This window comes from Kitasatospora sp. NPDC051170 (assembly GCF_044455705.1).
GTDB lineage: Bacteria > Actinomycetota > Actinomycetes > Streptomycetales > Streptomycetaceae > Kitasatospora.
This window is the reverse complement of sequence record NZ_JBITFA010000001.1, coordinates 304,911-317,855: the sequence shown is the minus strand read 5'-3', so window position 1 is coordinate 317,855 and position 12,945 is coordinate 304,911. Positions and strand designations below refer to the sequence as shown.

Genomic DNA, 12,945 nt, shown 5'->3' with positions numbered 1-12,945 from the left:
CGCCGCTGCGTCAGGCGCCGGATCGCAGGGCGGGCAGATAAGCGCCCGCCTGGCCGGCGGCGTTCGGGTGGAAGGACTGGCCGATCGGCCAGTTCAGGGCGTGGAGCCACGGGTCGGCGTCGCAGAGCTGGTGCCCCGCGAAGCCCGCTGTGACGTCCTGGTAGACGAAGCCTTCGTGCGCGGCGACCTCCTCGCGGATCACGCCGTCGAGGACGTCGGCGCCCTCGTCGAGCGCGGTGCGCTTGGTCGTACTGATCCCGGGGCAGCCGCTGACGGCAAGGTCGTAGAACCGGGGGTAGCCGAGGACGACGACGCGGGCCTGAGGGGCGCGCGCCCGGATCGCGGCGTACAGCGTGTGCAGACGGCCGGGCAGTTCGGCGCGGGCGGTGTCCTCCGCCGTGGCGGTCGCCGCGAGGCAGGCGCTGTCCGTGCCGAACAGGCACGACGTCATGACGGTGCCGAGGCCGACGTCGTTGCCGCCGATGGTCATGCTGATCAGGGTCGTGTCCGTGGCCAGGGCGCCGAGTTGGCCGTTCAGGACGTCGGTGGTGTCGGCGCCGCCGCACGCCTGGAAGCTGAAGCTGTCCGGGGCGGTGCTCCGGGCGTACAGGTACGGGTAGGAGTTGACGCTCTGGTTGCAGTCGTTGAGGTAGGTGGTGGAGGAACCGCCGCCCGCGGAATAGGAGTCGCCGAGGGCCACGTAGTGGACGCCGGAGGCGGCTTGGGCGGGAGCGGTGAGCAGACCGAGGGCCGCCGCCGTTGCGAGCGCGACGAGCGAACGGGACAGGGCTTTTCCACGGGTTCTGGGCATGGCTGACCTTCCAGGCAGTGATCGGGCGGGAACGTCGGGGCGGCGTGGCTCAGGCGGGCCGTGTCCCGGTGGTACGGGGCTCCAGGTCGCGGGCGCAGCGGAAGCCCGCGTGGCCGCTGGTGCTGTCGGGGGTGTTGGCGGTGCGGGCGGCGACGCGGTAGCGGTTGCAGTAGGACGCGTGGCACATGTGGGAGCCGCCGCGGATGACCTTGGCCGTACCGCTGTCGGGGCCCTGCGGGTCGGTGAGCCCGGCGCCGGTCGGGTGGTCGGTGGTCCACCAGTCGGCGCACCACTCCCACACGTTGCCGGAGGTGTTGTACAGGCCGTATCCGTTGGGCGCGAAGGCGTCGACGGGCGCGGTGCCGCGGTGGCCGTCGGCGGCCGTGTTCCTCGACGGGAAGGTGCCGCGCCAGATGTTGCACCGGTATTCGCCGTCGGGGTTCAGTTCGTCGCCCCACGGATAGCGCGCCTGTTCCAGGCCGCCGCGAGCCGCGTACTCCCACTCGGCCTCGGTCGGCAGCCGCTTTCCGGCCCAGGAAGCGTAGGCGGCGGCGTCGTACCAGGACACGTGGACCACCGGGTGGTCGCCCCGGCCGTCGAGGGTGCTGCCGGGGCCTTCGGGGCGGTTCCAGGCGGCTCCGGCGACGCCGCACCACCAGGGCGTGCGTTCCGGCCGGCGGGCGTCGCGCCTGAGGGCGGCGGGCAGGAACCCGGCGAACACGTACGACCAGCCGAAGCGTTCGGCGTCCGTACGGTGTCCGGTGTCGGCGACGAAGGCCGCGAAGGCGTCGTTGGTCACCGCGCACGCGTCGATCAGGAACGGCTTCAGGCGCACCGCCCGCACCGGGCCCTCGCCGTCCGCCGGGAAGCCCTCCGTGTCCCGGGTCCCCATCAGGAACTCTCCGCCGGGCAGCGCCACCATCCCCTCCGTGCCGGCGCCCCGCCGAGGCGGCGGCACGGAGAGGGACGACAGGGGACCGTGGGAGACACCGGCCCCCGGCGGCGCGCAGCAGGCGGGGAGCCGGTCGGCCGCCCGGGTCACGACGTCACCCGCTCGCGCTGCCTGTCCAGCTCCCGCCGCATGCGCTCGACGTCCCGCCCGTAGGTGCGGTGCAGCAGGGTCAGGAAGGCGCCGTTGACCAGCATGAGTACGACGAGCACCGCGAGGAAGACCGGGCGCAGCCCGATCGAGTCACCGAGGAAGCCCGCGCCGAGGCCGAAGGCGGCCCAGGCCACCGACTCGAAGACGGCCACGTAGAGCGTGAAGGCCGCGGCCCGCAGGCCGGGCGGCACGACGGCCATGACCATCGGCCGGTTGATTCCGGGATTGACGCCCTGCGCGATGCCCATGAGGCCGAAGAGCAGCGCGTACGGGCCGATGCCGCCGTAGGCGAACTGGGTGCCGAAGTAGGCGAGGACGGCGAAGGCGATCTGGGCGGCCTGGAGCACGGCGGGCAGTCCGTGCGCGGGGCTGCGTCGGTTCGCCCGGTCGCCGACGAAGCCGCCCAGCAGGTTGCCGGCGAAGAAGCCGATGCCGAGGGGCAGCAGCACGATCGAGGCGGTCTGGGTGGTGAAGCCGTACACGTCGACGAGGTAGACCACACCGAAGGAGAAGACGAGCAGGTGCCCCGACAGCAGCCGGGAGACGAGCAGCACCAGCAGGCTCGGGATCCGGAGCAGCGCCACCACCTGCGGCCAGGTCACCCGGGACGCGCTCTCGCGCGCGACTGCGTCCAAGTCGGCGAGCTCGGGCTCGGCGGCGCCCCGGCCCGGGTCGCGCAGCCATCGCCACAGCACGAGTCCGTACACGACGCTGAACGCGCCGATCGCCCACAGCCCCCAGCGCCAGCCGTCGTGCACGCCGGCCAGCTGCCCCTTCAGCGCGGCCAGCAGGGAGGCGGCGAGCGCGACCGCTCCGTACAGCAGGCCCACCGCCCGGCCCCGGCTCCGGTCGTCGAAGAAGTCGCCGATCAGCTCGGTGACGACCGGGGCGGCACCGGCGTAGCCCGCGGCCAGGATCGTGGACAGGACCAGGAGCTGGGTGAAGTCCTGCGCGAAGCCCAGGGCCACGCCCCAGACGCCCCACAGGCCGGAGCAGATCACGAGGACGCCCTTGCGGGACCAGCGCTGGGCGGCCCACACCCACAGCGGAGTGGTGACGACGCCGATCAGTTTGCCCGCCGCCGTCAGGACGCCGAGGGCCCCGAGGGAGAGGCCGAGGGCCTGGCGGATGACGGGGAACAGGCCGCCGATCAGACCGGCCTCGGTGTTGTCGACGAGCATGGCGCCGCCGAGCAGGTTCAGTTGTCGCCAGCGGCCGGGTACGGCCGTGGGAGGAGCGGTCCTGCCGGTTCTCGCGGGCTGCTCGATAAGCTCGGGCATGACACCGCCCTTTCGTCGCGTGGTTTCTTCGCGGGAGCTGTACGGGGGAGGGGAGGTGGGGCCGGTGACGGGGCGGCCACCCCGGCACCGGCCGTTCAGGGACGTGTCAGAGCGTGGCGAGCTCTTCCGCGACCGCCCGCAGGGCGGCGGCGGGGATCTGCCCGCCACTGATGCCGGCGACGTCGATCAGCGACGTGCCGGCCAGGAACTGCAGGAACTCGGAGTCGAGGAATCCGGGCAGGTGCCGACGGAGCACCTCGACGGCGACCGCGTCGGCGATCAGCGCCTTGACCGGCGTACGCAGGGAGAATCGTCCCGCCGGGTAGTCCTCGGGCCGCGGCAGCGGCCGGGCGAACTCCTCGGCCCGTTCCCGCTGCGCCCCGACCAGTAGGTGCTTGTCGGTGACCGGTCCGCCCTGGGGCAGCCCGAGGCGTTCGTACTGGCTGGGCGGCGCCTCGTTCGCGCGCAGCTGCTCGACGAGCAGGCTCGCCATACGCAGCTCGACGGCGTCGTCGACGATCGGGGCCAGCTGCTCGGGGTCCGTCTCCAGGTCGAACAGGAGGGTGCCCTGGAAGTACGGATTGAGGAAGGTACGGGCGCGGGTGCGCAGGGTGGGCACGCCCTTGGTGAAGCCGAACGGCGCGGCGAGCTCGGCGTCCGCGAGCTCGGCGGGGGTGAACCGGCCGCGCATGTGGGTGGGCATCAGGGTGTGTTCGTACAGCGGGGCGTTGTCCGCGGAGACGGGGGCCCGCATGTACACGTACCGTCCGTCGGTGACGTTGACGTGCCCGCCGTGCGCGCCGAACAGACCCGCCTCGCGTACGGGGGTGTCGTCGGCGACGGGCAGCGGCTTGCCCTGCATGTCGGCGGGGCGCTCGACGCCGAACCAGTCGAGCAGGGTCGGGGCGATGTCGATCGTCTGGACCAGGGAGCCGCGCCGTTCGCCGGCGGCTGCGGGATGGCGCGGGTCCCAGACGAAGAGCGGCAGGTGGACGAGTTCGTTGAACCAGGGCTGGACCCACTTGGCCCACCAGCCCTTCTCGCCGAGCAGGAAGCCGTGGTCGGTGTTGACGATCAGCAGGGTGTCGTCCCACAGGCCGTGCTCGTCCATGGCGTCGAGGACCCGGCCGAGGGAGCGGTCGCACATGGACAGCAGCGCGGCGTACTCGTAACGGGCGTGCGCCACCTGGTCGTCGGACTCGGTCACGCGCTTGTAGTCGGGCCAGTCGAAGTGCGGTCCGTCGTACTCGTGGGGGTAGAGGTCCTTGTAGCGCTGGTGGGTGAAGAACGGCTCGTGCGGGTCGAAGGTCTCGATCTGCACGAACCAGCGGTCGGCGTCCTTGTTGGTACGGATGAACTCCAGGCCCGCGTCGAAGGTCAGCGTCTGCGGGTGACGGTCCTCCGTCGCCATGTACTGCCGGTTGACCCAGTCCTGGCGCCACCCCTCGCCGCGCATCCCCTTCGGGGACTCGGGTATGTCGGGGTCGGCGACGTGTCCCTTCCAGGGGTCGCCCTCCTGCCCGCGCGAGAACTCCCAGGTGTTGTAGCGGCCGTGGTAGGTCGAGCCGCCGTCCTCCCAGTAGTGCGGGTGATCGCTGGCGAGATGGGTGTAGATCCTGTTCTGCTTGAGGATTTCGGGTGTGGAGTCGTCGAACGGTTCCAGGGGGCCCCAGCTGCGGTGCAGGAAGTTGTACCGGCCCGTGTGCAGTTCCCGGCGGGCCGGCATGCACGGGAGCGATCCGGCGTAGGCGTTGTCGAAGGTGACCGAACGCTCCGCGAGGCGGGCGAAGTTCGGGGCGTGCGTCCAGTCCGCCCCGTACGGCGGCAGCATGTGCCGGTTGAGGCTGTCGAACATGACCATGATGGCCTTCATGCGGGGGAGTTCCCTCTCTCGGTACGGCGTGCTTCCAGGCGTGATTCGAGGCGGCGCAGCATCCGCTCCAGCCAGGCCACCCAGGTGTCGATCGCGGACGCTCCGTACGCGTGGAGCTCGTCGAAGACGTCCTGGGCGAAGGCCCGGTCCAGCTCGGGCACCGGGTCCTCGAAGCGCAGGGTGCGGTCCCGGTCCCGGTTGCGGGCGATCTGCTGCCGCCGGAAATCGAGCTCGGTGCGTACCAGCCGGATCGCGGCCTCCGTGTCCAGCGGCGCCGCGAAGGCGAACCGGGTCAGGAAGTCGGGGTCCTGGAAGCGGCTGGTCGGCTCGTACGGGGACCGCACCCATGCCAGCAGGGCCTCGCGACCGACGGCGGTGAGCCGGTACACCTTCGCGTCCGGCCGGCCTTCGCGCGGATCGACCTCGTACGCCACCCATCCGTCGGCGACCATCCGCCCCAACAGCCGGTAGATCTGGCTGTGATGGGCCCGCGAGCGCAGGAACTGCCCTTCCGTCTCCATCCACTTGCCCAGGTCGAACCCGCTGAGCGGCCGCCCGGCGAGCAGCGCGAGCAACACGTACTCGAAGCGCTTCACCCCGTCGTCACCTCCTATGTGCACTCACACCTATGTGAGGAATGGTGTAGGGGGTGAGGGGCTCGGTCAACGAATCGGATGGGCGCTTATCAAGGTTGTATGACGGCGTTAACAATGCTTCGTGATGCCTGCCCGGTCAGAGCCCGGGCCGACGCGCCGCTGCGCGCCTGTGGGCCGGGCGGCTTCTACGGTGAAGGAACACAGCGGCTCTGCACGAGGCGGTGATCCCATGGGCCCATCCCCGGTCCGCTTCGGCATGCGCGGCGGGCACGTGGCACGCACAGGACGTCCCCGGATCCCGTGAGCCGACGCGACGGGCCGGCGGGCCGCGCACGTCTGCGGCGAACGTTGACGTTCTGGCTGCGTCCGGCGTTCGCGCTGCGCGTCGTCGGCCGTTTTCAGCGGATCGTCGGCTTCGACCGGTCGATGGCGCTGGCCTCGACCGCGCTCTCGGCGTTGGTCCCGTTGGCGCTGTTGGTCTCGTCCGTCCTCGGCGGTCTGGCCCGGCCGGACCTGGCACAACGGACCGTGCGGCGCTACGGCCTGACCGGCGGCGGGGCGGATGCCGTCACGGCCCTGTTCTCCTCCGGACTCAGCTCGAACCCGGGCCTCGGTGTGACCGGTGCCGTCCTCCTGGTGATCTCGACGCTCAGCTTCGCCCGGGCGGCGCAACGGCTGGTCGAGCAGACCTGGGAGCTGTCGCCGCTCAGCGTGCGCAACACGGCCAACGAGCTGCGGTGGGCGGCCGGCCTGGCCGCCTACCTCGCGGTCACGGGCTGGCTCCACGCGGCGCTCCCGCGCGGACGTCTGGACCTCGCCGCCACCCTGTGCGAAGTGCCGGTCACGGCGGCCTTCCTGCTCTGGAGCGGCCGGGTCCTGTCCGCGAAGCGCCTGGGCCCGCGATCCGTGTTCCCCTTCGCCGTCCTCGGCGCCGTCCTGGCCGCCGCGTACGCCGTGGGCACGACCGTCTACCTGCCGCACCTGTTCAGCTCCTACGCCACCCGCTACGGGCCCGTGGGGGCGGTCATCGCCATGCTGTCCGCCCTGTTCGGCGCCATGCTCGTCCTGGTGGGCTCGGCCGCGCTGGGCCGGGAGGTGGTCGACGAACTCGACCGGATCCGGCACGGCCGGCGGCCTCCGGACGACGATGTCCGGCGCGAGTGGGACAACGTGATCGCCCAGGCCCGCCAACGCTGGCAGTCGGCACGGCGCGAACTCGGACGCCGCAGTCGGCGTCGGGGGTGACACCGCGCCCGGGCGGGACTCGCAGCGCGCGGCCTCCGGCGCCGCGTCCGGATCGGGCCCCGGGGTCGAGGTCAGGTCTTCGTCACCAGGCGCTCGGCGGGGAGGTGACGGGTGAAGGCGAACCCCGCGAGGGTGATGCCCCCGGTGGTGAGGATCGCGATCTTGAGACCGTCCAGTTGGGCCGCCGAGTACGCGTTCAGGAGCTGCTGGGCCTGGTCCGGTGGCACCGCGGCCTTGGCCAGCCCCGTCTGGACCTGCGCCGTGGGGACGAACTGCACACCTGCCTCGACGGCGATGCCCACCTGCTGCCGCACGGCGTCCGAGATCTGGGGATTCCCCGCGATCTGCTTGTTGAAGGCTCCGGCGAGGGCGCTGATCAGGATCGCGCCGATCAGCGCGGTGCCGAGGGACGACCCCAACTGCTGGGCGGTGTTCTGCAGGCCGCCGGCCTCACTCCGCTCGGACTCGCCGACGCTGGACTGCACCACGTTGCCGAGCTGGGACGCGAGCAGCCCCATCCCCAGGCCGAGGACCCCCATCGCCAGGGCGAACGGCAGGTTGTCGATCTTCGGCTTGATGCCTGCGAGCAGCCAGACGATCGCTACCAGCATCACCACCAGCCCGACGCGAACCAGCCTCCGGGGTGAGGCGACGCGGGTCAGCGCGGACCCGCCCAGGGCCGCGATCAGCATCGTGATGGAGACCGGGAGCAGCCGCAGCCCCGTCTGGAAGGCGTTGAACCCTTGGACGACCTGGAGGTAGAGCGGGACGACGAAGAAGAGGCCGAGCAGGATGGTGCTCTGGGTGAGCAGCATGGCGAGGCCGGAACGCAGGGTCGGGAGGCGGAGGAGTCCGAAGCGGACCAGCGGGTCCTCGCCGCGTGCCTCCTTGCGCCGCTCCCAGGCCGTGAACAGCCCCAGGAGCACCGCCCCGGCGGCGATGACGAACAGGGTCGCGGAGAACCCGAGGACCGTGAAGGGGGACTTGCGCGGGTGGACGAGCCCCCAGGAACTGCTCTGCAGCACGCCGAGGACGACCAGGGCGAGGCCGGCGGCGGACAGCACCGAGCCCACGGCATCGAGGCGCACCCGGGCGCCGGTGTCCGGGGGCGCGTCGATCCAGCGCAGGAGCAGGAGGATGATCACGACCACGACGGCCTCGCCGGCGAAGACCAGACGCCAGGTGAGGTATGTGGTGACCCAGCCGCCCAGGAGCGGTCCGACTGCGATGCCGACGCCGGACAGCCCACCGATGACCCCGTACGCGACGGCACGGTCGCGGCCCTGGTAGGAGCCGGCGACGAGGGCGGCCAGTGCGGGCAGGACCATGGCGGCCCCGAGTCCCTCGACCACCGACCAGCCGAGGGCCAGCACCCACAGCACGGGGGCGCTCGCCGTCACCACCGACCCCACTCCGTACACGGTCAGCCCGATCCCGAAGGCCCGCCGGCGTCCCAGCTTGTCGCCGATCTTCCCGCCGGTGATCATGAAGGCCGCCATGACGAGTGCGTAGAGGGTGATGACGGCCTGGATCGCGGTGACCTCGGTGTGGAAGTCCTTGACCAGCTGGCTGATCGACACGTTCATCACGGCCGTGTCCAGCACCATGAGGAACTGGGCGGCGCCGAGGACGGCGAGGGCTCTCCAGTGCTCCATCAGTCCTGCTCCGTGGGTTCGTCGAGGCGGCGTGGGCGTTCGCGTCAGACGTCGGAACGAGCGGTGACCCGTCCGGCGGCGACCGCGTCGAGCAGTGCCCGGTGGTCGCGTTCGTTCTGGTCGGCGTAGGCGACCGCGAAGTGGGCCAGGGCCCGGTCGAAGACGTCGCCCCGGCCCAGGTAGGCGGCGATCGCGATCCGGTCCCCCGACCGGGCGTGGGCGCGTGCCAGGGTCCAACCGCACAGCCGACCGAACTCGTCCAGCTCGTCCGGCGACATCAGGCCGGGCTGCGCGATCCCCTTCCAGTCACGCAACTGGCGGACGTAGAAGTCCCGTTCGCGACCGTCGATCCCCTCGATGTGCTCCCAGCCGAGGAAGATGTCGCTGGCCGCCTGCATCAAGCGCTGCCCGGTCACGACCCGCTCTCCCTCGGAGGCGAACTCGCTGCGCCCCGCGTGGGCGGCCAGCACGGACTTCTGGGCCTCCTTCGCCTGGAGGAACAGCGGATCCCGGTCGTCCCTGCCCAGCAGCAGCACGATCCAGCAGCGGGTGCCCACGCTGCCGACCCCGACGACCTTGCGGGCCATGTCCACGACGCTGAACTGCCGAAGCAGGCTGCGCCGGTCCGCGGACAAGCTCCGGCCGTAGCCCTCGATCAGACGGTGGATCTCCTCCTCCAGTGCGAGGCGCTCGCGATCCGGGAGGAGGTCCGAGACGGGCGTGATCAGCGGGGGATCGGGGGCGATGCGTCGCTCTCCGTCCACCTCGCGGGTGAGGTTGTCGAAGGCTTGCAGGCTGTCGCGGGTACGGGCCTTGGCCAGGTTGGCGGAGAGTCGCTTCCGGGTGCCCCGGCGCAGTCGGCCCGCGACGGCCGCCTGCACCTGGTACGCGTCGGCCTTCGCGTACCAGACGTCGAGATGGCCCATCCCGGCGAAGGCGCGCATCGCCTCCCGGTAGGACCGCACGCAGGACCGGACCACCGCCTCGCCCTCCTCGTCGGCGAAGCCGTTCTCGCGACCGGCGATGACGAGGCTGGCCGCGAGACGCTTCACGTCCCACTCCCAGGGCCCCGGCAGCGTCTCGTCGAAGTCGTTGATGTCGAACAGCAGTTGACGTTCGGGCGAGGCGAGCAGACGGAAGTTCAGCAGGTGTGCGTCACCGCAGAGCTGGGCCCGGAACCCCGAGATGGGCGTGCCGGAGAGGTCGGCCGCCATGATCGCCGCAGCGCCCCGGTAGAAGCGGAAGGGTGATTCCGACATCCGGCCGTAGCGCACCGGCACCAGTTCCCGGACCCGTGAGGCGGACTGCGCCTCGATGAGGTCGACGGGATCGGGGCGGTCCCGGCCCGGCGCGAAGTCGCCGTGTGCGGACCGGGGCGACTTCGCCCGGGCCGTACGGCCCAGGTCGGCGCGTTCACGCGCCGACGGACGCGCCGGGAAGTGCTCTGTCGCGCCGCTCGGCATCGGTCCGTCCATCATCCCGGGCCTCCTCGCGCATCACCCGAAAGGAGTGTTCCCACCTCTCCATACTCGGCCGTGTCATGGGCGGGCGCATCCCGCGCCGCCAGGTGAAGCCCTCGCCGGGCCGTGGCGGGCGACCCGGCCGACAGTCGGAGAAGGGGCGGGCAAGCGGGGGCGAAGGCATGACGACCCGTCCCAGAGAAGGAGGACACCATGAGCGACGACATCGGCGTCTCCGAGGGCCGCACCGTCCGCGAGCGCCCTGCGCCGCAACGGCGCCAGGGTGGTCGCCGGCGGACGCGGACCTTCCGCGAGGGCCCGAGAGACGGCCTCTCCCACGAGCGGTGCCGTGGCGAGGTCGAGTTCGCCCTCCAGCGACACCGATGCGGTGTCCTGGCACAGGTCGGTTCTGGTGCGGAGGAGGTCGTCGACTTCCATTGCGACCACTCGGGAAGCTCGGCTAACAAAAGAGCCCCGGAAAGAAGCTCTACGGCCACCGTAGGACCGGGCCGTCCGGCCGGGCGTGGGCCGTACGGCCCACCTCCGAGGTCTGCACGGGGTCGTCCGGTGCGGGGCTCCCCCGGTTCCGCGAAGCCCTGCCCCGGGCAAGCCGACCACCGTCCACCCGGACGCTTCCCCCCGGTGGTACTCCCACCGCGCGGCCCTTCTCCTGGAGAGGCAACTCGGTGGCCGGCGGGCCACCTGGTCGAGGAGGATGGCGATGGCATCGACCCCTTCGGAGTCCGGTCCGAACCCCTCCGAAGACGGCGGCGGTCAGCACCCGGAAGGCGCGCCCGAGCAGCCGCCACCGGAGCCCGCAGGCAGCGTTGTCCCCCCGGGGCCGGACCGGCCTGCGTCGACGGGCGACGAAGCGGACGACATCGCCCGCCTGCACGCGCGGATCACCGTTCTGGAGGCCGCGTCCAAGCGGGAGCACCACCGCTTGCGCACCTCCGGCGCGGTGGTGCTCGTCGTGCTCGCCTCGCTGCTCTCCCTGCTGTCCGTCCTCGCGGTCTGGACGGCGAACTTCGTCGGTGACACCGACAGGTACGTCCGGACCGTGGCACCTCTCGCGACCGAACCCGACGTCCAACAGGCCGTCACCAACCGGGTCACCGCCGTCGTCCTCGACCAGATCGACGTGAACGCCCTGGTGAAACAGCTCTCCGATGCCGCGGCCGAGCAGGGCGTGCCGCCCAAGGCCGCCAACCTCATCAACGACCTCAGCGGCCCGATCAGGAGCGGATTGACCCAACTGGTCGGTTCCACCGTCCACAAGGTCGTCACCAGCGAGGCGTTCGCCACCATCTGGGTCGACGCCAACCGGCAGATCCACACCGCCCTCGACAAAGCACTCACCGGCAAGGGCGGCGGCGCCGTCAAGTTGGAGAACAACCAGGTCGCCATCGACATCGCGCCGATCGTCGCCAAGGTGAAGGACGAACTCGTCAATGCCGGCCTCGGCGTGGCCGCGAAGATCCCGGACGTCCACACCGACTTCGTGGTCTTCGCGTCGCAGGACATCGGGAAGGTCAAGACGGGCTTCCGGCTGCTGGAGATCATGGGTGACTGGCTGCCGGCCATCACCGTACTGATCGCGGCCGGGGGCGTCCTCCTCGCGGTCCACCGCAGACGGGCCCTGCTCGGCGCCGCGGTCGGTGTGGCGTTGGCCATGCTGCTGCTCGGCGTCATGCTCACCGTCTTCCGGGAGATCTACCTCGACCGATTGCCGCCCGGGGCCGACCACGCCACCGCCGGAACCGTCTACGACACCCTCATCCGGTTCATGCGCGCCGGCGTCCGGGCGGTCGGCACGGTCGCCGTGGTCACCGCCGTGGGGGCCTTCCTGGTCGGGCCGTCCCGGCCCGCGGTCGCCGTACGCACCGCCGGCCGTCGCCTCGTCGCCTCGGTACGCGACGCCCTGTACTCACTCGGTATGAGGCTCGGCCCGGTCGGGCCCTTCGTGCACCGCTGGAAGCGGTGGATCGGTGTCACGATCCTGGTCGTCGCCGCAGTCATCCTGGCCACCTGGTCCTACCCGACCTGGTCGGTGGTGCTGTGGCTCACCTTCTTCGTGGCTCTCGGCTTCGCCGTCCGCGAGTTCCTCGACACGGGCCCGGACGCCGAGCATCCACCGGCCACGACGGCCCCCGGTGGTCCGCCGCCCGGACATGCCTGACCAGCCGGGCCGACTGCCGGCAATGGGCCGGTCAAGGATCTGGACGCGAGCGGTGCGTCACTGCGGCCCAGAAACGGAACCGAGACCACAACACGAAGAAGGCCCGACCGGGAACTTGGGTTCGAGCGGACGAGGCGCGGCTCGTCTACGTCCCGGTTACCCGTGCCCGTCACCAGCTTGGCCGAAGCGGAACCGGGCCGTTCGGCCCTGGTCCTCAGGTTGTTCGGCAGGCAGGATCGTCTCGACCCTGCCATGGCGGACCCGGTGACGGCGCGCAATGGGGCCGGTCGGTCGGGGAGAAGGGGACGTCCGGCCCTCGCTGCGGCCGTGGCCGCGGGGTGAGTATCGAGGGCATGGAATTCGAACGTGAAGCGGTCAGCGACCGGCAGTGGCTGGCGCTGCTGGCAGGACGGCAGGTGGGGCGCCTGGTGTACACGGTCGGCGCGCTGCCCGCCGTGCTGCCGGTCCGCTTCGGCCTCGAGGACGACGGTTCCCTGCTGCTGTGGGTGCCGGTCACGGTCGGGCTCGGACGGGCCCTGGACCGGGCGGTGGTGGCCTTCGAGGCGAGCGAGGTCAGCGAGGCGGACGGCGGCGGCTGGAGCGTCACCGTGCTCGGACACGCCACTGCGACGCCGGGAGCGGGCACCGTGCGCCTACGGCCGGAGCTGGTGACGGGCCGACGGTTGGCACCGGTGGCCCCGGCCGGGGAACGATGACCCGGCGGCGACTGCTGCCGGCGCCGTA

General features: G+C 71.6%; 10 protein-coding genes. 3 read left to right on the top strand and 7 right to left on the bottom strand.

Features of this window, described 5'->3' with window-relative positions; translation table 11 throughout:
• Nucleotides 1-10 precede the first annotated feature (10 nt).
• The 5 genes from ACIBCA_RS01470 to ACIBCA_RS01450 all read right to left on the bottom strand — a co-directional run bounded on the left by ACIBCA_RS01470 (nucleotide 11) and on the right by ACIBCA_RS01450 (nucleotide 5,662).
• Entirely contained in the window at nucleotides 11-811 is an 801-nt protein-coding gene (locus ACIBCA_RS01470; RefSeq protein ID WP_396280723.1) for an SGNH/GDSL hydrolase family protein, read from the bottom strand.
• A 49-nt stretch (nucleotides 812-860) separates the two neighbouring features.
• Nucleotides 861-1,733 (bottom strand): formylglycine-generating enzyme family protein, encoded by an 873-nt coding sequence (locus tag ACIBCA_RS01465; protein WP_396280722.1) that lies wholly within the window; start codon nucleotides 1,731-1,733, stop codon nucleotides 861-863.
• 116 nt (nucleotides 1,734-1,849) lie between these two features.
• Entirely contained in the window at nucleotides 1,850-3,193 is a 1,344-nt protein-coding gene (locus tag ACIBCA_RS01460; protein ID WP_396280721.1) for an MFS transporter, read from the bottom strand.
• 106 nt (nucleotides 3,194-3,299) lie between these two features.
• Nucleotides 3,300-5,066 carry a sulfatase gene (locus ACIBCA_RS01455; protein WP_396280720.1) on the bottom strand — a complete coding sequence of 589 codons (1,767 nt, stop codon included), beginning with the start codon at nucleotides 5,064-5,066 and terminating at the stop codon, nucleotides 3,300-3,302.
• On the bottom strand, nucleotides 5,063-5,662 hold the full coding sequence (locus tag ACIBCA_RS01450; protein WP_396280719.1) for a PadR family transcriptional regulator: 600 nt from the start codon (nucleotides 5,660-5,662) through the stop codon (nucleotides 5,063-5,065). Before ACIBCA_RS01450 ends, ACIBCA_RS01455 begins: the two co-directional genes overlap by 4 nt.
• Before the next feature lie 348 nt (nucleotides 5,663-6,010).
• Here ACIBCA_RS01450 and ACIBCA_RS01445 point away from each other — a divergent pair, with 348 nt between their 5' ends.
• Complete coding sequence (locus ACIBCA_RS01445) at nucleotides 6,011-6,907, top strand: YhjD/YihY/BrkB family envelope integrity protein (RefSeq protein ID WP_396280718.1); 897 nt, start codon at nucleotides 6,011-6,013, stop codon at nucleotides 6,905-6,907.
• 71 nt (nucleotides 6,908-6,978) lie between these two features.
• Here the strand turns inward: ACIBCA_RS01445 and ACIBCA_RS01440 are convergent, their stop codons facing one another.
• Together ACIBCA_RS01440 and ACIBCA_RS01435 are read right to left on the bottom strand one after the other, a co-directional pair.
• Nucleotides 6,979-8,562, bottom strand: coding sequence for an MFS transporter (locus ACIBCA_RS01440; RefSeq protein ID WP_396280717.1), 1,584 nt, complete (start codon nucleotides 8,560-8,562; stop codon nucleotides 6,979-6,981).
• Nucleotides 8,563-8,606: 44 nt separating this feature from the next.
• Nucleotides 8,607-10,040 (bottom strand): DUF2252 domain-containing protein, encoded by a 1,434-nt coding sequence (locus ACIBCA_RS01435; protein ID WP_396280715.1) that lies wholly within the window; start codon nucleotides 10,038-10,040, stop codon nucleotides 8,607-8,609.
• Nucleotides 10,041-10,743: 703 nt separating this feature from the next.
• Between ACIBCA_RS01435 and ACIBCA_RS01430 the strand changes: the two genes are divergently transcribed.
• Nucleotides 10,744-12,201, top strand: a complete 1,458-nt coding sequence (locus tag ACIBCA_RS01430) for a hypothetical protein (RefSeq protein WP_396280713.1) — start codon at nucleotides 10,744-10,746, stop codon at nucleotides 12,199-12,201.
• 353 nt (nucleotides 12,202-12,554) lie between these two features.
• Nucleotides 12,555-12,917 carry a pyridoxamine 5'-phosphate oxidase family protein gene (locus tag ACIBCA_RS01425; RefSeq protein WP_396280711.1) on the top strand — a complete coding sequence of 121 codons (363 nt, stop codon included), beginning with the start codon at nucleotides 12,555-12,557 and terminating at the stop codon, nucleotides 12,915-12,917.
• The last annotated feature ends 28 nt before the right edge of the window (nucleotides 12,918-12,945 follow it).

Excerpts from the sequence above, each read along its gene's own strand:
- ACIBCA_RS01435 (WP_396280715.1), bottom strand. The coding sequence starts at position 10,040 with ATGATGGACGGACCGATGCCGAGCGGCGCGACAGAGCACTTCCCGGCG.
- ACIBCA_RS01470 (WP_396280723.1), bottom strand. The coding sequence starts at position 811 with ATGCCCAGAACCCGTGGAAAAGCCCTGTCCCGTTCGCTCGTCGCGCTC.
- ACIBCA_RS01440 (WP_396280717.1), bottom strand. The coding sequence starts at position 8,562 with ATGGAGCACTGGAGAGCCCTCGCCGTCCTCGGCGCCGCCCAGTTCCTC.
- ACIBCA_RS01455 (WP_396280720.1), bottom strand. The coding sequence starts at position 5,066 with ATGAAGGCCATCATGGTCATGTTCGACAGCCTCAACCGGCACATGCTG.
- ACIBCA_RS01430 (WP_396280713.1), top strand. The coding sequence starts at position 10,744 with ATGGCATCGACCCCTTCGGAGTCCGGTCCGAACCCCTCCGAAGACGGC.
- ACIBCA_RS01465 (WP_396280722.1), bottom strand. The coding sequence starts at position 1,733 with ATGGTGGCGCTGCCCGGCGGAGAGTTCCTGATGGGGACCCGGGACACG.
- ACIBCA_RS01460 (WP_396280721.1), bottom strand. The coding sequence starts at position 3,193 with ATGCCCGAGCTTATCGAGCAGCCCGCGAGAACCGGCAGGACCGCTCCT.
- ACIBCA_RS01425 (WP_396280711.1), top strand. The coding sequence starts at position 12,555 with ATGGAATTCGAACGTGAAGCGGTCAGCGACCGGCAGTGGCTGGCGCTG.